Annotated in this window: 23 protein-coding genes and 2 pseudogenes; 13 read left to right on the top strand and 12 right to left on the bottom strand. The window is 35.2% G+C overall.

Translation table 11 applies throughout. The annotated features are described in order from the left end of the window. Nucleotides 1-45: 45 nt before the first annotated feature. Complete coding sequence (locus tag OPR43_RS06500) at nucleotides 46-438, bottom strand: TraR/DksA family transcriptional regulator (RefSeq protein ID WP_064124828.1); 393 nt, start codon at nucleotides 436-438, stop codon at nucleotides 46-48. Nucleotides 439-544: 106 nt separating this feature from the next. On the opposite strand from OPR43_RS06500, the gene OPR43_RS06495 reads away from it, so the two are divergent. Continuing rightward, entirely contained in the window at nucleotides 545-1192 is a 648-nt protein-coding gene (locus OPR43_RS06495; RefSeq protein WP_265034601.1) for a heme exporter protein CcmB, read from the top strand. A gap of 73 nt (nucleotides 1193-1265) precedes the next feature. Here OPR43_RS06495 and OPR43_RS06490 read toward each other — a convergent pair whose 3' ends face one another. Further along, nucleotides 1266-1466 (bottom strand): hypothetical protein, encoded by a 201-nt coding sequence (locus OPR43_RS06490; RefSeq protein WP_265034600.1) that lies wholly within the window; start codon nucleotides 1464-1466, stop codon nucleotides 1266-1268. Between the two features lie 118 nt (nucleotides 1467-1584). Here OPR43_RS06490 and OPR43_RS06485 point away from each other — a divergent pair, with 118 nt between their 5' ends. From OPR43_RS06485 to OPR43_RS06475, 3 genes are all read left to right on the top strand, one after another. Further along, the gene (locus tag OPR43_RS06485; protein WP_265034599.1) at nucleotides 1585-1776 is read left to right on the top strand and encodes a hypothetical protein; all 192 of its coding nucleotides are present in this window, start codon (nucleotides 1585-1587) and stop codon (nucleotides 1774-1776) included. 206 nt (nucleotides 1777-1982) lie between these two features. Then, nucleotides 1983-2117: a hypothetical protein gene (locus OPR43_RS06480; protein WP_265035739.1), complete on the top strand. Its 135-nt coding sequence runs from the start codon at nucleotides 1983-1985 to the stop codon at nucleotides 2115-2117. Between the two features lie 597 nt (nucleotides 2118-2714). Further along, nucleotides 2715-4079 carry an ankyrin repeat domain-containing protein gene (locus tag OPR43_RS06475; RefSeq protein ID WP_265034598.1) on the top strand — a complete coding sequence of 455 codons (1365 nt, stop codon included), beginning with the start codon at nucleotides 2715-2717 and terminating at the stop codon, nucleotides 4077-4079. Nucleotides 4080-4288: 209 nt separating this feature from the next. On the opposite strand, the gene OPR43_RS08270 is transcribed toward OPR43_RS06475, so the two are convergent. Together OPR43_RS08270 and OPR43_RS06470 are read right to left on the bottom strand one after the other, a co-directional pair. After that, nucleotides 4289-4453 (bottom strand): transposase, encoded by a 165-nt coding sequence (locus OPR43_RS08270; RefSeq protein ID WP_353285420.1) that lies wholly within the window; start codon nucleotides 4451-4453, stop codon nucleotides 4289-4291. Between the two features lie 56 nt (nucleotides 4454-4509). Further along, on the bottom strand, nucleotides 4510-5289 hold the full coding sequence (locus OPR43_RS06470; RefSeq protein WP_265034540.1) for a hypothetical protein: 780 nt from the start codon (nucleotides 5287-5289) through the stop codon (nucleotides 4510-4512). 34 nt (nucleotides 5290-5323) lie between these two features. On the opposite strand from OPR43_RS06470, the gene OPR43_RS06465 reads away from it, so the two are divergent. After that, nucleotides 5324-5449 carry a hypothetical protein gene (locus OPR43_RS06465; protein WP_265034597.1) on the top strand — a complete coding sequence of 42 codons (126 nt, stop codon included), beginning with the start codon at nucleotides 5324-5326 and terminating at the stop codon, nucleotides 5447-5449. 165 nt (nucleotides 5450-5614) lie between these two features. Continuing rightward, a complete protein-coding gene (locus tag OPR43_RS06460; protein ID WP_265034596.1) occupies nucleotides 5615-7120 on the top strand; it encodes a type II secretion system protein GspD in 1506 nt (501 codons plus the stop codon). Nucleotides 7121-7127: 7 nt separating this feature from the next. On the opposite strand, the gene OPR43_RS06455 is transcribed toward OPR43_RS06460, so the two are convergent. The 4 genes and pseudogenes from OPR43_RS06455 to OPR43_RS08540 form a co-directional block, all read right to left on the bottom strand. After that, nucleotides 7128-8087 (bottom strand): outer membrane protein, encoded by a 960-nt coding sequence (locus tag OPR43_RS06455; protein ID WP_265034595.1) that lies wholly within the window; start codon nucleotides 8085-8087, stop codon nucleotides 7128-7130. Between the two features lie 67 nt (nucleotides 8088-8154). Next, on the bottom strand, nucleotides 8155-9390 hold the full coding sequence (gene mtaB, locus OPR43_RS06450) for a tRNA (N(6)-L-threonylcarbamoyladenosine(37)-C(2))-methylthiotransferase MtaB (RefSeq protein WP_265034594.1): 1236 nt from the start codon (nucleotides 9388-9390) through the stop codon (nucleotides 8155-8157). A 25-nt stretch (nucleotides 9391-9415) separates the two neighbouring features. Continuing rightward, on the bottom strand, nucleotides 9416-9568 hold the full coding sequence (locus OPR43_RS06445) for a hypothetical protein (protein WP_265026175.1): 153 nt from the start codon (nucleotides 9566-9568) through the stop codon (nucleotides 9416-9418). A 27-nt stretch (nucleotides 9569-9595) separates the two neighbouring features. Next, nucleotides 9596-10503 (bottom strand): annotated as a pseudogene (locus OPR43_RS08540) (transposase). A 415-nt stretch (nucleotides 10504-10918) separates the two neighbouring features. On the opposite strand from OPR43_RS08540, the gene OPR43_RS06430 reads away from it, so the two are divergent. The 3 genes and pseudogenes from OPR43_RS06430 (at nucleotide 10919) to ubiG (ending at nucleotide 14058) form a co-directional block, all read left to right on the top strand. Further along, a complete protein-coding gene (locus OPR43_RS06430; RefSeq protein WP_265034592.1) occupies nucleotides 10919-12106 on the top strand; it encodes a phosphoglycerate kinase in 1188 nt (395 codons plus the stop codon). A 58-nt stretch (nucleotides 12107-12164) separates the two neighbouring features. Next, nucleotides 12165-12742, top strand: a pseudogene (locus OPR43_RS08535) (EndoU domain-containing protein); the annotation flags it as partial. A gap of 152 nt (nucleotides 12743-12894) precedes the next feature. Then, nucleotides 12895-14058 (top strand): bifunctional 2-polyprenyl-6-hydroxyphenol methylase/3-demethylubiquinol 3-O-methyltransferase UbiG, encoded by a 1164-nt coding sequence (ubiG, locus tag OPR43_RS06420; RefSeq protein ID WP_265034590.1) that lies wholly within the window; start codon nucleotides 12895-12897, stop codon nucleotides 14056-14058. 340 nt (nucleotides 14059-14398) lie between these two features. Here ubiG and OPR43_RS06415 read toward each other — a convergent pair whose 3' ends face one another. The 3 genes from OPR43_RS06415 to OPR43_RS06405 are packed head-to-tail and all read right to left on the bottom strand — an operon-like array spanning nucleotide 14399 to nucleotide 16162. Further along, the gene (locus OPR43_RS06415) at nucleotides 14399-14785 is read right to left on the bottom strand and encodes a cytochrome c-type biogenesis protein (RefSeq protein ID WP_265034589.1); all 387 of its coding nucleotides are present in this window, start codon (nucleotides 14783-14785) and stop codon (nucleotides 14399-14401) included. Next, on the bottom strand, nucleotides 14769-15800 hold the full coding sequence (locus OPR43_RS06410) for a hypothetical protein (RefSeq protein ID WP_265034588.1): 1032 nt from the start codon (nucleotides 15798-15800) through the stop codon (nucleotides 14769-14771). Before OPR43_RS06410 ends, OPR43_RS06415 begins: the two co-directional genes overlap by 17 nt. Nucleotides 15801-15802: 2 nt before the next feature. Next, on the bottom strand, nucleotides 15803-16162 hold the full coding sequence (locus tag OPR43_RS06405) for a ferredoxin family 2Fe-2S iron-sulfur cluster binding protein (RefSeq protein ID WP_265034587.1): 360 nt from the start codon (nucleotides 16160-16162) through the stop codon (nucleotides 15803-15805). Between the two features lie 143 nt (nucleotides 16163-16305). Here OPR43_RS06405 and OPR43_RS06400 point away from each other — a divergent pair, with 143 nt between their 5' ends. Beyond that, nucleotides 16306-16443 carry a hypothetical protein gene (locus OPR43_RS06400; protein WP_265034586.1) on the top strand — a complete coding sequence of 46 codons (138 nt, stop codon included), beginning with the start codon at nucleotides 16306-16308 and terminating at the stop codon, nucleotides 16441-16443. Between the two features lie 171 nt (nucleotides 16444-16614). After that, on the top strand, nucleotides 16615-16863 hold the full coding sequence (locus OPR43_RS06390; protein ID WP_265034585.1) for a hypothetical protein: 249 nt from the start codon (nucleotides 16615-16617) through the stop codon (nucleotides 16861-16863). A 161-nt stretch (nucleotides 16864-17024) separates the two neighbouring features. On the opposite strand, the gene OPR43_RS06385 is transcribed toward OPR43_RS06390, so the two are convergent. Beyond that, nucleotides 17025-17201: a hypothetical protein gene (locus OPR43_RS06385; RefSeq protein ID WP_265034584.1), complete on the bottom strand. Its 177-nt coding sequence runs from the start codon at nucleotides 17199-17201 to the stop codon at nucleotides 17025-17027. A gap of 557 nt (nucleotides 17202-17758) precedes the next feature. Between OPR43_RS06385 and murD the strand changes: the two genes are divergently transcribed. Beyond that, entirely contained in the window at nucleotides 17759-19150 is a 1392-nt protein-coding gene (gene murD, locus OPR43_RS06380; RefSeq protein ID WP_265035693.1) for a UDP-N-acetylmuramoyl-L-alanine--D-glutamate ligase, read from the top strand. Nucleotides 19151-19169: 19 nt separating this feature from the next. Further along, entirely contained in the window at nucleotides 19170-19760 is a 591-nt protein-coding gene (locus tag OPR43_RS06375; RefSeq protein ID WP_265026269.1) for a COQ9 family protein, read from the top strand. The last annotated feature ends 86 nt before the right edge of the window (nucleotides 19761-19846 follow it).

Raw genomic sequence — 19846 nt, 5'->3', positions numbered from 1 at the left:
CTCTTGCTCCTCTTGAAGTCCAATGGCTCACCACTTATGTGTAAATTAATCGTTAATGTTGTACACGTTCTTTTCTTTTTCTACTCTCTCTTGCTCTTCAATACAATATATAGCAAGCGGATTAGCTTTAAGTCTTTCGACTCCTATTTCTTCTCCTGTTCCATCGCAGTAACCATAAGTGCCTAATTTTATTTTTTCTAACGCCTCCTTAATTTTTTCTTTTCTATCTTTTCGACGCTTGATTAATTCCTCGTTTCCACTATCTCCATCAGAATAGTATGTATCAATACTATTCTCTTCTAGTTCTTGTTTCTCCAACTCAGCGAGTATTGATTGTAACTTTAAGCTGAAGTATTCCAGTTGTTTTACGCTCATATATTCTTCATCTTCTGAAGGAGTGTAATCTTCTGGTGACTTTATTTTTGGTAACTTTTCCATAATTGCATTATCAAAAAAATAATAAAACCTATATAACTTATGAACAAAAAATTATACTACCTCAAAGTAAACACTATAATTTATAATAAACATTTAAAAGCCTAGTATGATCGGCCCAGTAAAAAAATTAGTAATAAATGATAAGAATCTTACCTATATAGTATGTATTTTCATTATAATGTTAAGTTTATCTTCATTTACACTTGAAAACAACAATAAACAAGAAGTTATGTTAACATTAACATGGATATGTGCTACATTTGTTTTGCAGATCTCTACAAATAATTTGTTTACATCTGATTATCATGATGGAATATTAGAGCAAATCTTTATACAGCCACTCTCTTCTAGGCTTATAGTTGCTTATAAAATTTTCGCTCACTGGTTATTATTTGGGTTACCGATTTCAGTAATTTCTTCCATATTCAGCTTTGCAATTCTAGGCAATAGTATTGAACACTCAATAGCAGTTGGAGTGTCTTTATTATTTAATACGCTGATAATCATTAATATTTCAGCTACTGGAAATGCATTGATGATTGGTCGAAACAACTTAGCATCAGGAGTATCGCAAATTCTTGTTTTGCCAATGATAATGCCAACCTTTGTGTATTTTAAAATGCTAACTCAATTTGAAAATTTGTCCTTGAATATTTATACACTACTAATCACCATCTTAGTTTTTGTCATTTTGATTGTCAACAGCACTGTAACTACTCACATGGCACTAAAATTTGCTGTGGAACAGGATTGAAAAATCTTACTGTTATTCAGTAGATTTCTTGCATAACCTAGAAAAAAGGCAAATAGTTATTATAGATTTAGGTTTACCGACAATTTGAAAAACCTTCATTCCAGCACCCTTCCCTATCATCCAAGTAGCCCTTCGTTGTCATCTCAGTGCCCAGACACTGGGATCCAGGAAACTTAATTGCAAGTAATGCATTGGGTTTGGTGAGTATGGGTTTTGCGTTATAGAATGAAGCACTTTTGGTGAATTTGTAAAGAAAACTGGATGCCAGTGTCAAGCACTGGCATGACAAGGTATAAACCTTATCGTCATGCCACCGCGAACCGTCATACCGCCGCGGTATCTCTAGATCCCGCTAACAAGTAGCGGGATGACGAAGTTATCGTCATGCCACCATGAACCGTCATACCGCCGCGGTATCTCTAGATCCCGCTAACAAGCAGCGGGATGACGAATTACTTAGCTGTCATGCCGCCGCGAACCGTCATACCGTGATTTATTCACGGTATCTCTTAGCCGCTAACAAGCAGCGGGATGACGAAGTTATCGTCATGCCACCACGAACCGTCATACCGCCACGGCGCTAACACGTAGCGGGGTGACGAGGCTTTATCGTCATGCCACCACGAACCGTCATACCGCCACGGTATCTCTAGATCCCGCTAACAAGTAGCGGGATGACAGCAGTCCTACGTCATACCGTCACGGTATCTCTAGATCCCGCTAACAAGTAGCGGGATGACGATTGTCAGGCTAGCTGTCATCCCAGTTTGGAATCCAGGAAAAAGAATGGGTGTCATCCCAGTGCCCAGACACTGGGATCCAGGAAAGTTTGCTTGTAAACAAGAAAACTAGCATAGAAAGTGGTTACAACGTTTTCGATGAGATTATATGGAAAACTGGATTCCAGTGTCAAGCACTGGAATGACACCTCTCTTGGGCTCTTTTAGCTATAAACATTAAGAAATTTACCAAATGAAAAAAAAGGCAAAAGAAGCCCTAGTCATTGTCTATTTTCAGTATTGGCGTTTTTTAAGTCTTAAACACTGCAATTTAGCTGCTTTTAAATGCAACTCACCTTTGTTTAAATGTTTAAGAAATTTACTAAGCAGAAAAAAAGGCAAAGAAACCCCGTGGTAATTAGTGTTCACTCTCTAATCCTTCAAATTGGCGTACTATACTGTCTTAAACGCTTTATAAGCGCGTTTCGGCTTGTATAGGTAGAAACCTAAAAGTTTTATAAAGACATAAGGTGCACATAGTGCGAAAAATTAAAAATAAGACGCCAAGTACGTTGTTTTTTTGCTGTTTAATCTGCACAGATGAAGATAACTGAATACCTTCAGTTTCATAATAAGGGGGCTGGCGAAGGGTGTCAAGTAAGTTTTTCGTTTCTCAACGCGCTGCCAAAAGTTTGTTATGCAAGAATGCATAGTATCCTAGCCATTGCTCACAGATTCATTTAAACTTAATTAAGTAGAAGTATTATTGAAACGTAAAAGGTTTGATTAGAGATTGAAGTAATATGGCGCGTGAGGAAGATATAAACCAATTAGTAGAAAATGGATTTGATATTAACTCAAAAGATGCAAGTGGAATCACTCTCTTGCACAAGTTCACAAAAGAAGGTGATTTAGTTGGAGTAAAGTCATTACTAGAGCACGAAGCTGATTTCAATGTCGTAGACAATGAAAATAGAAACCCTCTGCATTACGCCATTATGCATGGACACAAGAAAGTTGCTAAACTTTTTGTTAATCAACTGACAATTAATTCCAAGGATAAAAACGGATTCACTCCACTGCACCTTGCTGCACTACAAGATGACACGGAATTAATAGATTTTTTGATAACAAAAGGCGCAAAAATTAATGAAAAAGATGCCAAAGAGGGCTATACTCCTCTTCATATAGCTTCACTATACGGTTCTAAAAAAAGCGTCCAAATTTTAATTGATAGCGGAGCAAATCTCGAATGTGAAGATAACAATTTTCGTACTCCTTTGTTTTTAACCATTTATCAATGCACCGCACATTATGACAGCAGAGCAGAAATTATAGAATATCTGATAAAGAAAGGTGCAAATATAGAAGCAAAAGATGCAGAAAATAACACTACGCTTTTCCTAGCAGCGTATAACAACAAAATGCAAATAGTAAAGCTTATTGCAAAAAAACAGCAAGCAAGTAACGATAAAATTAAACCTAAAGAGTTTATTTGCACAAAAAACAATCATGGTTTTGATGCATTAGATTGCGCTATTGAGCATAATAATAGAAAAATGGTAACATTTCTTGTTTCAAAGGGAATAGAAGCAAACGATCAAGATTTTAATGGTAATGCCAGGCTGCATAAAGCTAGCCATAATGGTAACACTAAAACAGTTAAGCTCTTATTGAAGCTTAAGGTAAACGTTAATGCTGTTACTAAATGTAACAGAACTCCCTTGCTACTGGCAGTTAAAAAAGGCCATACAAAAATTGTGAAAATGTTATTGGAAGTTAGAGCCAATATGAACATTTGTGAACAACAAGGTTTTGCACCTCTACATCTTGCTGTTCAAAAGGATTATTTTGATATAGCTCAGTTGTTAACAGAAAAAGGTGCAGACCTTAACATTAAGTGTAATAACGGTCATACCGCAATAGATATGTTCATTAGCAAGGCTCATAGCAAAAAAAACATCGAAGAAAATTACAAAAAATTTTGTAGATTTTTGATGCTTTATCTGAAAGAGCTACATAGTAAACACAAAGCCTGTTGTATACTTTCAACCCTAGCTCTAAGCTTAACAATTATAGGCTTACCATTTATTTTCAAGCCTATTATTAAATACAGAGAAAGAAGTAAAATATATAAAAAAACTAAGGCTATGCTGGTCTACATTTAAGTACAAGATAAAGTGTGCAAAAAAACATATATAGCTATACCGCCACGGCGCATAAGTGTTGAAAGTATCAAAAATAACGTGATATGAGATGATCAACGGCATGTAAATTACCTCCCGACAGTAAAACAATCGAACGTATAAAAGAGTCATTTAGATCCAATGTGAATTGCAGTAATGCTATTTTGAACCCATGTAGATTATTTTTGATTTTATAAACAAGAAATAACAAAGCAGATCATGTAAATATACACCTTCATGCCATTCATAGTATGGCTTAAAAAGTGCTTATATCCAAGATTTTGCTTTATAAATTTAAAGAACACTTCTATATCCCATCTGCGCCTATATAGCTCTGTTACTTCATAAGCTGGCATTTCAAACAAGTTTGTCAAAAACCATATTTCATCTCCAATTTTATTTCTGATTTTTATTAGCCGTAGATCATTGCCACTTTACCTCGTGCACGATAAAGATTAACTATTATATCTTCTAAAATCTCTGATCCATCCGATTTTTGTTCTCTTATAACTTTGTTCCTGCTTATAACATCATGTTTTCTTCCTACTTTAACTCTTGTGATAAATTTGTACTCCTTTTCATCAAATTCGGCAAAAGTTCCAACTTTTCTGATTCCTCTATCAAATAATAAAATATCCTCTTTTTCAACTTTAGCTTCATTAATTGCTCTCACTAATGCTATATCTTCACTACTTTCTTCTTGTCCTTTACAAAATCTTATACTTGTCGGCAATTGATCCTTTAATCCTACACTCACTTTAACTTGACTGTCGTTACTTTTACCGCCTATTTTTAGCCCATCTTTTATGAGATATCCCGATAAATTTATGATCGTCGAATCAAACTTATGTAAGTTATTTGATGTTTTTTGGGGTAATAGCTTTTTAATCTTGCTCATCAAATCAATATATACTCCCTTAAAATATTCTGGATTTATAACTTTTAACCTTTTTGACAAACCACTGTATGTTACTGTACTTTTATCGCTATTCTTATCCATTATACACCTGTTTATTACCATTTCTAGCGCTCTTAGGCTTGTTTTTTGCCCCATTAATATTAACTTCATTAGACCTTTAAATATAATCTTGCCCAACAATTTAGTATTACATTTATCTACTTCACTTAATTTTCCTAGCCTTTCTAAATCCTCATCTTTTATTAAATTTAGTACTCTTTCTATTTGATCCATTATTGCCTCCTTTTTCTTGCAATAATAGTTCTTTATGTCTTTTTTGTGTTACTTTCAACACTTATGCGCCACGGCGCTAACGAGTAGCGGAATGACGAGTTACTATACCGCCGCGAACCGTCATACCGTCACGGTATCTCTAGATCCCGCTAACACGTAGCGGGATGACGGTTTTTCAAATCGTCGGTAAATCTAAGTCAGTTTAGCTATAGCCAGTGTAGGTCAAGCTAATATATGACAATTATCTGCTCGATGAAAACGAAATTAAATACATTTTTAATATTTTTATAGAAATCTATTAGTATAGATTTTGTATGCTGTTCTAATGGCTATTTTTAAATGCTTAATACTCCTCTTCATTATTTCTTGCACACACCTGCCTACTAAGCAACATCTTACTAATATAGACAACGAAGATCATCATAATATAGGTGAGTACGATTATTCGTTGCAACAATATAACACCTCTTTGGAGAGTAATGAACCGGCAATACCAGAAATTATGCCTTTACCAATAGAGTTTCCCGATCTCACGACCAGTAGTCAGCTTATTTCTATTAATGTTAGTGAAGAAGTATCAGTAAAGGATTTGCTGATTGAGATAGGAAAACTTTCTGACGTTAACTTGGACATAGATCCCAAAATATCAGGTAATATTATTTTAAAGCTAAAAGATAAGAATATAAACGAAGTAATGCAGAGTATAGCCAACAGCGCCAAATTGCGTTACTCAACAAATAATGATGTAATTAGAATTGAGCAGGACTTGCCATACGCACAAAATTATTACGTAGACTTCATCAATATTCAACACTCTGCTCAAAGCAGTTTTGTCATTAGTAACAATATTACCAACAGTGATGGAAATAACGCTGATAGGGACTATAATAATGTTATGAAGTCTCAATATAGTAGTGACTTATGGAATTCATTAGAAAAAGGCTTGAATGCAATAATGGATGTTAATGGGGTGGATGATGGCGAATTCCTTTCATCCAACAGAGAAGCTGGTGTTATTATTTTGAATGCTAGAAAAGATATTCACAAAGCTGTTGAAGAGTATATTAATAAGGTTAAGAAGTTAGCGTCTTCTCAAGTAATGATAGAGGCAAAAATAGTTGAAGTTGTGTTAGATGACAAATATCTTTCTGGTATAAACTTAAATGACTTACGCGATGGAACTCAGTCTATAATAAATCAAGATAACTCCATTATTAACCTAGCAATGAACTTTGGTGCGAGTGATCTAGGAGATTTAGTAAAAAATTTAGACAAATTTGGCACTTCAACCGTAATTTCAAGCCCTAGAGTACATGCTATAAATAATCAGCAAGCGATGATTTCATTTACCAAAAACCATATTTATTTTACTTCCGATATACAAAAAGATACTAGAAACTCTAATCAGACCTTAATTACCAAGATGAATAGCGTCCCAATAGGTGTTGTGCTAATAATCCACCCAAGCATCAACATTGATACTAGTGAAATATTCATGGATATACATCCAACTTTATCAAGAATTAACGGCTACACTAAAGATCCAGATATAGAGTACGTTGCACAGCAGAGTAAAATGAAATTAAATAGCGACATTCCAATTGTTGAAATCAGAGAAATGAACTCTATGTTAAAAATTAAGAGCGGTGAAATTATGGTAATCGGCGGGCTTATAGAACATAGAGAAGATAAGCAAAGCTTATTGCATCAGAAGTCAAAAAGGCTAGCGAATAATATTAGAACAGTAGAAACTGTCATTTTTTTAAAAGCAACAATCGTACCAACATTTGGTTTGTTAGACAGAAAAGATAAGAATTTATATATATATTAAATCATTACTAAAAATTAAATATCAAACCAACTTCAATATTGTGAGTAGATATGTCATCTGCAACAGGTATCGGAATGCTAAAGTAACGATAGCCGAGAAAGGTTTTGACTTCTGGGATTATTGAATAATCAACACCAAGTTTTATTTGATAAGCAAACCAAGGAACATTGAGTGGCATTGAATTTTGGGGTGACCCATTAATCCTTTTTAATCTAAAAACTGTTGGCCCTATGCCAAGACCGATGTACGGAGCAAATTGTGTATCCTGAACGCTGGGATTATAATAGAAGTTTAACAAAAACGCAAATATACTTGCTGATTTATCAAATACCAGAGGAGAAGTACTATCTTCAATATTGACTCTAGAATACATGGCTTCAAAATCAACTCGGCCATTTTCCCCAGCATAGTAACCTAAAGATACGCTCCTAAGCCACTGGAAATCAATTTTACCGTTAAACTTCTGTATACTCTCAATTTCATTTACTAATCCCACTTTGATAAGCACTAATCCTAAGCTTTTTTCCCAAGAAAGCTTAGGATTAGCTGTATCGATTAAATTAATAAGCCTTTCTCCTATTGCCTTTATACCATTTACAAATGTTTCTGAATTATCATTGTATATCTTACCGCCGTTAGCACTAACATAAAAATCAAGTTTTTTTGATTTTTCTTTTGTAGGCTCAGCTTGATCTGCAATACGTGACCACATATTTTTCTGATCAGCTACTTGGAGAATAGAAGGTTGTTCAATAGGACTACTTTCAAGTTCTTGATATTTTAAATCATTTATTAGTATTTCTTTTTCAGTAATCTCTTCAGAACGTATTACACTTTCATTATTGTCTGTTTCTAATTTTAAGGGTTGTACTTGCTCAATGTGTGTACTATTACTAATATAAGTAATAAAAAAATAGACACATGGAATGAAAATTAAAAATAAAGCAATAGATATTTTAGTTATCACAAATGAACCCATAATTATCATTTATAGTATAACTACTATATCATATATTTCTTTAATGTACAAAAAATTAAGGTAAGATACTTCCGATTAGATAATTATTTTCCACTCTTTTAACATTAACTTTCACAATACTCTTGGCTTGAGCTTTTGATTCAAGCTTTACTAATGCAAAATTTTCTGTTCTACCGATATGATTTTGCTCAACCAGAACACTTTGTTCAGTGCCTATCAAAGATTGATAAAAGCTACTCATCATTTCTCTATTCATTTCTCTTAAATTTTTTACTCGTTCTTTACGCACATTCTCTGGTACTTGTGGCATTCGTGCAGCAGGTGTATTCTTCCGCTCTGAATATGGAAAAGCATGTAGGTAAACTATATTTGTTTTTCTCAGTAAATCAACTGTATCCTGAAACATTTCATCAGTTTCTGTTGGAAATCCAGCAATAATATCAGCGCCAAATGCTATATTAGGCCTCAAGCTCTTCATTTTATGACAAAATTCTATCACTTGTTCTCTGTTGTGACGACGCTTCATTCTCTTTAGTATTAAATTATTACCAGATTGTAGACTCAAATGTAAATGAGGCATAAGTCTTGACTCATTAGCTATTAAATCCATTAATTCGTCGTCAACTTCAGCAACATCGATAGAGGAAAGTCTTAGTCTCTTCAACTCTGGTATATCTTTTAAAACTCTCCTAATCATTGAACCAAGTGATGGCTTACCCAACAAATCTGTACCAAAGTCAGTAATATCAACACCTGTAAACACTACTTCTTGATATCCATTTTCTATAAAGATCCTGATTTGCTCTATAATACTGTTTATTGGCACAGATCGATTATTCCCTCTTGCCTCAGTAATTGAGCAAAATGTGCAGCTATGATTACAACCATTTTGAATTTCAATAAATGCCCTTGATTTATCTTCAAATCCATTAATTAGAACAGGTTCTGACTTGTTTGCTTGGTTATCACTGACTAAGATTTTATCATCATTTAGTAAGTAACTTTCAGCTTTTAGCTTATCTTGATTACCGAGCACTTTACTTACACCAGGAATATCACTATACGATTCAGGATCCAACTGAACAGCACAGCCAACTACGATAATTTCTTTACTTGGGTCATTTTTATAGATCTTACGTATTTTTTGCTTTACTTGACGTTCTGCTTCGTTTGTCACTGCACAGCTATGCACCACAACAACATTTTCTCTTTTTGCTTTTTTTAATGCTTCTTTGATTAACTCACTCTCGTAAAAATTTAGACGACAACCAAATGTTATCACTTCATTCATGCTAGTATTCTTTAGACCTTACAATTTAAATTATATCAAACATCCAAGCAAAGTCATTAAGCCTCTTGCATGACCATTGTTTTGGTAGATAAATGCTATGCAAGCAGCGGACACTGGTTTTCATCCAAGAGGGTGTCATCCAAGTAGCCGACACTGGGATGGCTTTGTTGCATAGCAACGTAAGTTTTTTCCAGAGTAAATAATTTTATGCGACTATTTCAAATTTAGGCATACCAATTGCAGTAAATTTGTTCATTAAGTAGCATTTAATAAGTAGTTCCTTCTCTCTATTTGTCTCAGATTTATTCTTAAAACTAAACCCAAATATTCGCTTCAACCTTGAGAAAAATCCTTCAATATACGATCTTTTTCCGTAATTTACTTCTTCTTTCCATCTTTTTATACCATTCTCACCATGTAATTTCATTAACTGAATAGCGGCATTTCTATCAAGCATATAATCCAATTTTGGATGCTCTGCTGCGTTGTTTTTCGGAGGAATTTTCGTTTTTATGCCATATTGATTACACAGCTTATAGAGCTTTTTTTCTATCATAGGCCCTATCTGCATATAGTGCTTTTATAGCATATTTAACATCAAATTTCCCCAATGCTCCATAGTGATCAGACCATTACTGTATTTTGTAGCTATGACTTGTTTGCTCAACATTATGTGCAATTTTCTTACTTGTTTATAGCCGCGATACTCTCTATCTTTGCTATTTTCTTTGCTGTGTGTTGTTGTATATACTAATTCCTATACTGTCTATAGCAATTTCGATATCTTCCATGTTATTTTTATCAACTCTGCAATCATTGATCTTAATATCAAGTTTCTTTTGATGCTTGTGAATAGCTGATAACCTGCAAATTTTTTCCTATTTGTTCAATGTATCCCTCTAAAAATCCCACTCAAACCTATTCTGAATAGATGGGTTATTATATGTATCAAAATCACCACTTTATTGCTGTAAATATTGTTGCCACCCTGCATTTTGGCCCAATTTCATACCAATTTTCGATAGCTTTATCGATGTAACGAAAAATATTTCCTCTTTTTTCTAGAAATTTGTTATATTCGTTTTGGTTACTGACTTTCATTTTCTGTGGCATATTTTTTCTTCAACAGTTAAATGGTTATTTATAATGAATTTTGTCAGTAGCCACCAGATTTTTTCGGTTGCTATGCAACAAAGCCATCCCAGTGTCTGGGCACTGGGATGACAAGAAAGAGGCTACTTGGATGACACCCTGACAACCGTCATCCCGCTACGTGTTAGCGGGATCTATGCTAAGATACCGCGAATGAATCGCGGTATGACGTAGGGAAACTTAGTCAGCGTTAGCCATACTTTTATACTCACCAACTCAGTATCCAATCTGGATCCAAGTAGTCAGCTACTCGGATGACAGGAGAAGGTACTAGGATGACACCATCTGGATGCAAATTTCCTTAAACGTTCGTATAACTCAAAACTTTACTTTAGATCAAACTGCTGTATAGTGACTTTATAGCTTCAATTTTGTAATGAACATACCTAGTATAGGAAATTGTGATCTTCACAATAAAACCGTCTTACTCAGAGTTGATTTCAATGTTCCTATAAAAAATGGAGAAATTCGTGATGTCACTCGTATTTTGAGAGCATTGCCTACTATTCAGTATTTAGTAAATGCGAGTGCAAAGATTATTATTATATCGCATTTCGGACGCCCAAAGGCCAGAGACAATAATCTGTCGCTAAAAAATGTAATTGACACTTTATCGCAGTTACTAAATAAAAAAGTGAAATTCATTGATGATTGCGTTGGTGAAAAAGTGCAAAAAGCAGTGAGTGCTATGGATGCAAGAGATATAATATTACTAGAGAATCTAAGATTTTATAAAGAGGAAGAGCAAAGTGACTCAAATTTTGCCAAACAACTAGCATCTCTAGCGGATATATATGTAAATGATGCATTTTCTTGCTCTCACAGAGCTCACGCTTCTATTTCACGCATTACAGAATTTTTACCCTCCTATGCAGGATTTTGCTTACAAGATGAGCTAAAGTATCTTGGAAAAGCTGTATCGTTTAAAGCTAAACCTATTACTGCGATAGTTGGGGGAGCCAAAATGTCAACTAAGATAAAAATGCTTATAAAGCTAACAGAAAAGGTTGATTACCTAGTTCTAGGTGGTGCAATAGCCAATAATTTTTTGTCATTTAGCAAAGTAAATATAGGGAAATCTTTCTTTCAAAATGGTGTTGACGACCTTCTACATAATATTGTTGAAACAGCAAATAAAAACAATTGCAAAATAGTTGTGCCAGAAGACGTTCTGGTTGCAGTAAACTCTGATTACAGCACTAGTATTTCAAGAAAAACTGAGTCCATTTTGGACGGTGATATAATTTTGGATATCGGACCACAAACTTTGAGTACAATAAGCAGTATAATAGCAAGCAGTAAGACTCTGCTGTGGAATGGACCTATTGGTGTTTTTGAACATTCAGCTTTTGCAAATGGTACAATAGGGGTAATGAAAGTCGTAAGTGACTTAACGCACAAAGGAAAGTTAACCAGCATAATAGGGGGAGGCGATAGTCTATCTGCAATAAGCGCTGCAGGCCTTACCGATAAGGATTTTACATGTGTTTCCACTGGTGGAGGAGCGTTTTTAAGTTGGCTGGGTGGCGATGAAATGCCGGGAGTTGCTGCTCTGCAAAAATGATTAGATTAAAACTTTTTTAAATTGTTTCTTATAAGCTAGCTTTTTTGTGAACGTGATTATGTCGAAGACAGTTAAACTAATTTTGTGTTTAATAATACCAATAATAGGATTTATTTTTTATATTAAGGATCATTATTTTCACACCGGCTATGTAGAAGAAAATGTTAAGGTCAATTTTGAACCATTTTTTAGTTCACAACCAGCCACCGTTTCCAGAATTAACTGACTTCGATAGAGGAGTGTTGAAAGTTTGTGGAGATTGAGGAGCACATCCAGATAAAGAAGATTTCAAAATTTTACTTAGTTGTCCGCAGCATCAAGAAGTAGTGAAAGGAATATATGATGAGCTTGATCATCAAGTGATTACGCCAGATGCGGATTTGGAGTTATTTAAAGATGAACTGGCTAACATTTGGTTTACAAATAGTGGAAGTGAAAAAGAAACTATAGGGTTTGGACATATTTTTTGTGGTGAGCCAAACGATAAATTAGGTGGTATGCATTTTGTAGGTAGATATGTTGAAGCTCAAGAAGATAAATGGGCAGGTGCAATTTGGAATCCTATGCAATAAATCAGATATTAAGCCACCAGTTTATACATTTGGAATGAAATATTTAGGTAAGAATGGGGAAGTCATTCCGCTACGTGTTAGCGCCGCGGCGGTATGATGTAGGAAAACCTTAGCTATAGCTTTAGAACTCCCAAAAGGTCAGGAACATTGAATGACTTGACAGAAAGTTCAAAATAAATTACCCATATAAAATGTCCTTGAGTCATAATTTTTTATATGTTAGATGTGGTATCAATTGCTTCAGATCATGCTGGTTATGAATTAAAATCAGAAATAAAATCCTATCTGGAAACCCTAGGTTATAGAATGGTAGATCAAGGCTGTACTGCTAAGCAAAAGTGTGTAGATTACCCAGACTATGCTGTTAAAGTTGTAGAAGATATAACAAACAAAAAAGCAAATTATGGGATATTAATTTGTGGTACAGGTTTGGGCATGAGTACTGTGGCAAATCGTTTTGAAGGAATCTACGCTGCTTTATGTAACAGTGTTGAGATCGCAAAATTAGCTCGCGAGCATGGCAACGCAAATGTACTGTGTCTTGGTGCAGGATTTACTGCGAGTGGATTAGCAAAAGACATAGTCAAACAATTCCTCGAAACAGAATTTTCAAAAGAAAGCAGACATAAAAAACGCCTTGATAAACTCAGCAATATAACCTCTAAGAAAACAAAAACTTATAACGAAGATGAAATATCAAAATTCGCTAAAATAGCAGGCCAGTGGTGGGATGAGAACGGCAAATTCAAACCATTGCACATGATGAATCCTGTTAGAGTATCTTACATTATTGAGAAAATAAAAGAGTTAAAAAAATGCGATTTAAAAGAATTATCATTGCTTGATGTTGGATGCGGTGGTGGCATTTTGTCAGAGTCAATGGCACGCGTTGGCATTAACGTTGTGGGAATAGATGTATGTGAAGAAAACATCAAAGTAGCGCATTCACATGCGAAAAAAGTAGGGTTAAATATAGAATACACGCACACCAGCATTGAAGAGTTAAGCAATGACAAGAAGTACGACGTGGTTCTGCTGATGGAAGTAGTTGAGCATGTAGATAATTTAGAATTCTTTATGAGAAGAGCAATAGAACTGCTAAAACCGGAGGGGTTAATCTTTATATCCTCAATAAATAGAACTATCAAATCCTTCTGCCTTGCAATAATTGGTGCAGAGTACATATTAAATTGGCTGCCAAAAGGTACACATAACTGGAATAAATTTCTCAAGCCGTCAGAAATTGCAAATCACTTAAGAGAAAATAATGTAACGCTGCAAAACATGTCTGGCTTGGAGTACAACGTGATAAAGCGTGAGTGGAATCTAACTAAAGGCGTGGATGTTAATTATATACTTTATGGAAACATTGTAGTTTGAGAAGGTTCTAATGTCATCCGAGTAGCTTGACTACTTGGATCCAGAAAAAAGAATGGTGTCATGAAAGTAGCTAACACTGGTTCCTTTATGACGATGTCATCCCATTTGGTGTCATTCCAGTCTGGAATCCAGCCTTTCCATAATCATCAAAAACGTTGTATTTTAACGTAAAACAGCTATTTTTATGCTCACCAACTTAATAAAATTCCTGGATTCCAGCGTTACGCGCTGGAATGACAGCAGTCCTACGTCATACCGCCGCGGTATCTCTTAGCCGCTAACACGTAGCGGGATGACGATTGTTGGTGAACCTAAGTTACTTTAGCTATATATAAAAGGTTTAAGTGGTTGTATTGATGTATCTTTGTATTAGAAAACACCCAATAAGCAGAGTTGTAAGTGGAATAAACCACAAAATGTAAGTGCTAGATTTTACAGGTGGTACGATTATAATTGAATTGCCGTAAGAATTTTTTAACTCTGAGATTATCTCTTCATCAGTGTATCCATCATTGATTTTTTTACGAATTGCTTCTCGCATGTCATACGCAATCTGAGATCCAGATTCAGACAATGATTCGCCAGAACATATTGGACACCTTATTATTTCAAATAAACTGGTTGCTCGTTTTTCCATGCTTTTATCTCTGAGTTTATTATCCAGAGTAAAAGCGTTTACGCCTGAGTGGAATATCAATATGAAAAGTAAACTAACTACTGCTCTCATCCTTGGTTAATTGGGTTATTTTACCAAGTTGGTTCATAAAATCAGTAGTGGATAACTTTCCAATAAAGCTTGACCCTACATCATCATCGTACTTTATTGAAAATTGAATGCCATCATCAGTTGTTTTTTCTGATAAGGAAGACATTAATTTTTCAAACACATCTGAAGTTTTTGAGTCACCAATCATAAACGAGATTAATTCTTTATAATTTGATATGGCCACGTTGATTTTGTCTTTAAATGAAGACGTAACCAAATTATAATTTTGCACTCCACCATCTGCAGCAAGAGAAAAATTATTACTTTGAATTAAAAGTTTCTCTATGTTGAAATTAATTCTGGAAGCTGAGATGTGGTTTACAAATTCGTAATCAAATTTAGTGTCGATACTAAGGTAACTTTCAGGACTTGCAGTATTTTTATACCGATAAGTATAAAAATCAAATCCTAGTTTAGTATTTCCACTTGGTTCTTTATCGAGGTGAAATTGAATGTAATTACTTTTATCATTCACTTCAGTTATAACACTTTGCTGATTTTCTGAAACATCACATTTTAATCCATAATCTTCGTAACGAAGTGTATCTATATAGTCTATCACGCTGTTGAATCGCAATGAAGATGGTAAATCGTTTAGTCTAACAACAAAGTGGCTGCTATCGTTTGTGTGGCATTTTATATTCTTTTTCTCATCACCATGAACAGTAATATCAACTTCATTACTTGGTGTATAAATATATACTGATTTATCAAATAATCTGTTTTTCACCAGTAGAGCTTTAGATGAAATAGTCAATTGCTCATTGGAAAATTTTGGGTTTGTCACGTGGAAGATTAGATTAAAAGGAAATCCGCTAAAATCATATGAGATGTCAAATTTTTCGTCATTGATGTAGGATATTGTTTCAGCTAAAAGATTTTTTGTCTTCCATGCAGAAAGATACCAGAAACCGCTATATGCTGTTGGAACAAACAAGCATAAAGAGACGATAATATAGATAAAAACCTTACGCATAGCTAATCACTCCCTTGTTTATCCAGCGATATATTTCTTGTACCTCTTGGTATATTAACACACAAACCATCAATATCTTTTGTTATTTTAATTTGGCACCCTAGTCTTGATGTCTCTGTTAAGCCAAAAGCCAGATCTAACATATCGTTTTCCTCATCAGATATGGGATTATGCGTTTCTACAGCATCATAAAATTCTGGATCAACAATCACGTGGCATGTAGAGCAAGCAAGAGAACCTTCACATGCACCTTCAAGCAGATCTGGATCACTTCTGTGGGCTAAATTGAGCAGAGTTTCTCCCTCTGCAGCTTCATAGCTTTTCTTACTCCCATCAGGTAAAATAAAAGTAACAGATGGCATATTATTCCTATTAAAATCCTTACTAATTTCTCTATATCCTACAGGTAATAACTAATATTTGCAAACTCTTTGCAATTCCAGTACCTATATTTCTTGTTATCCAAGTATCTCCTTTAGCATAGATCCCGCTAACAAGCAGCGGGATGACGATTGTCAGGGTGTCATCCCAGCGCCCCTATGATGTCATTCAAGTAGCTGACACTGGTTCCTTTATGATGATGTCATCCCAGTGCTTGACACTGGGATCCAGAAGACTTAATTTCAACCAAGTGGCTGCATAATAAAGGCTGGATTCCAGTGTCAAGCACTGGCATGACAGCAGTCCTACGTCATACCGCCGCGGTATCTCTTAGCCGCTAACACGTAGCGGGATACTTAACCATCATCTACACCGTCATACCGCGATTCATTCGCGGTATCTCAAAGCATAGATCCCGCTAACACGTAGCGGGATGACGATTGTCAGGGTGTCATCCCAGTGCTCCGACACTGATTTCCATCCAAGACGGTGTCATCCCAGTGCCCAGACACTGGGATCCAGAAAAATTTGCTTGTGGGCAAGCAAACTAGCACAGACAATGGTTACAACATTTTCGATGAGATTATATGGAAAACTGGATCCCAGTGTCAAGCACTGGGATGACAAGGTTATCGTCATGCCGCCGCGAACCGTCATACCGTCACGGTATCTCATCCGCTAACAAGTAGCGGAATGATGAGCTTATCGTCATGCCACCATGAACCGTCATACCGCGATTCATTCGCGGTATCTCAAAGCATAGATCCCGCTAACACGTAGCGGGATGACGATTGTCAGGGTGTCATCCCAGTGCTCCGACACTGATTTCCATCCAAGACGGTGTCATCCCAGTGCCCAGACACTGGGATCCAGCCTTTCTGCAATCTCATCGAAAACGTTGTAACCACTTTCTATGCTAGTTTGCTTGCTCACAAGCAAACTTTCCTGGATCCCAGTGTCTGGGCACTGGGATGACAAAAAAAGGAGCACTGGGATGACATCATTTGTTGTGTTTAACAAAGTTTGCACTTAGCTTCATGTTAGCTATAAATATTAAGAAATTTACCAAACGAAAAAAAGGCAAAAGAAGCCCTGGGGTTATTATCCGCTTTAAAATATTGGCGTTTTTTATGTTTTAAACGCTTGACAAGCGAGATTCAGCTGCTTTTAATTGCAACTAACCTACGCTGCAAATGTTTAAGAAATTTACTAAGCAGAAAAAAAGACAAAGAATCCCCGAGTTAGCTAGTCTTTTACTATCTCTGTCGAGTATTGGCATTTTTTGATGTCTTGTAACGCTTTATAAGCGCATTCAGCTTATTTAGATAAAAATCTAGATGTAGATGAAGTTTTGTAAAGACATACAGTATCTATATACTGCAAAAAATTGAACATAAGACGCCGATACATTAAGTAATCCTTACCTTTTAATCTGCAGATTGGCGAAAGCAAATACAATAGCTTCAGTTTCATGATAAGGGGGCTGGCGGAGTTTGTCAAGGAAGTTTTGTTTCTATTGAATGACAGTTGTGACCTATGCAAGAAGTCTGTTGTAGTTTGTACGATATCTTTATAAAATAGTTCGCATAAGGTATCTAGCAGTGCAACTAAACAAATACAAAAATCAAAATGTTGCAGTTTTTGGTCTTGGTAAAACTGGGTTATCCGCCATTAACGCTTTAATAAAGAGTGGTGCAAGAATATATGCATGGGATGATCATGAAGAGCAAATAGCAAATGCAAAAATGATGTATAAAAAATGTAATTTTATTCATCCCAAAGAATATAATTGGCAGGAGATCAGTGCATTGGTTTTAAGCCCTGGAGTGCCAATAGAGCCACATTGGATAGTAAAACTTGCAAGAAGTTTTGATTGCAAAATAAAATCAGACATTGAGCTATTTCTTGAAGCTAAAACTACAAACCAGAAGGTAATAGGTGTCACAGGAACAAATGGTAAATCAACCACTACATCACTAATAGGGCACATATTAAAATCTGCAGGGAAAAAAGTAGCTATTGGTGGAAATTTAGGCGTTCCTGTTTTGGATCTAGAAAGAGATGCAGAAATTTATGTAATTGAATTTTCCTCTTTTCAATTGGAGTTGATGAATGAAATTAACGTGGACATTTCAGTACTGCTTAATATTACACCAGACCACATAGATAGACATGGAAGTATGGAGAATTACATAGCAGCTAAATTAAAACTGATAAACGGTAGTGAGATTGCTGTGATAGGATGTGACAATGAGATTACCGCTGATATATTCAACAAATTCACTGGAAACAAAATTCCAATCTCAGTAACATATTCCCCGGTGTCATTCCAGCCACCCTCTTTATCATCCCAGTGCTTGACTACTCGGATCCAGAAGATCTCGTTAAAACTAGAGAGTCATAGCTTATCAGTAAGCGACGTGAAAATAAACCTAATCTCCAACGCAGAAAACATAGCAGCCGCATATGCCGTATGTAAGCTACTTGGAGTAGATAGCAACACTATTATCAATGGAATCAAGTCCTTTTCAGGACTGAGGCATAGGAATGAACTGCTTGGCAAAATAAGAAATGTGTTTTTCGTGAACGATAGCAAAGCAACTAATGCAAAGTCGAGCGAAAAGGCGATCTTATCTTATGAAAACATAAATTGGATCGTTGGTGGAAGAAGCAAAAAAGGTGGAATAGAATCATTAAGCAAGCATTTCACAAGGATTGGAAAAGCTTTTCTTATTGGGGAATCAACCGAAGCCTTTGCAAACACTATGGAGAATAAAGTAGATTTCGTGAAATGTTGCAATTTGAAAAACGCACTTAAACTAGCTTTTGAAGAGGCCTTAAATAGTGCAGAAGAAGTAACAATATTACTTTCTCCCGCGTGTGCTTCTTTTGATCAATGGAAAGATTTCGAGGAACGCGGCGAAGCATTTTGTAGAATGTTTGAAAATCTCAGGTACAATCACACATGATGTTTAGTATAATGCTACTGTGGAACAAAAGTTAATAATAGATAAGCTAATTAGGGTTATTCCATTTGAAGGGATAAGCGATGAAACCCTATTAAAGGTGTGCACTGACCTTAATCTAGCTAATAGCTTTTGCAAATTTCAGAATGGAATATATAGCGCTTTGGAGCGCATAGCAGAGGACTTAAATAGCTCAATGGAAGCTGAACTAAGAAATTCTAATTTAGAAGATATGAAAGTGCGAGAGCGAGTAAAGTTAGCTATTCAAATACGCCTTTCAAACTACGCTAAGCTACCGAATTATAGAGAACTTTTAAAAAATGTTTTATCATTCTCCGTATCACCAAAAAATACATATTTTTCTAGTAAACTTTTATACAGAACTATTAGCGCGATTTGGTATGGCATTCATGACCAATCAACAGATTTTAACTACTATACAAAAAGAGCAATATTAGCTGGAGTGTACTTAAGTACGATACTTTTTTTTATCAATGATTATTCAGAAGATTTTGCGGATACTTTATCGTTTCTTGATAAACGTATCAACAATGTCATGACATTTCAAAAATTCAAAACTCGCTTAAAAGGAATCATAGGAAATTTCTTATAAGCTTTTCATCATACTGGTTATTCATATTTATATTCTCTTGTTTTTTTTGATCTTTATGTTAAAATAGCTTAATATTTATTAACGAT

It is taken from the genome of Wolbachia endosymbiont (group A) of Apoderus coryli (genome assembly GCF_947251615.1).
GTDB lineage: Bacteria > Pseudomonadota > Alphaproteobacteria > Rickettsiales > Anaplasmataceae > Wolbachia.
Note: the sequence above shows the minus strand (reverse complement) of the source record. Positions and strands in the feature narration are given on the sequence as shown.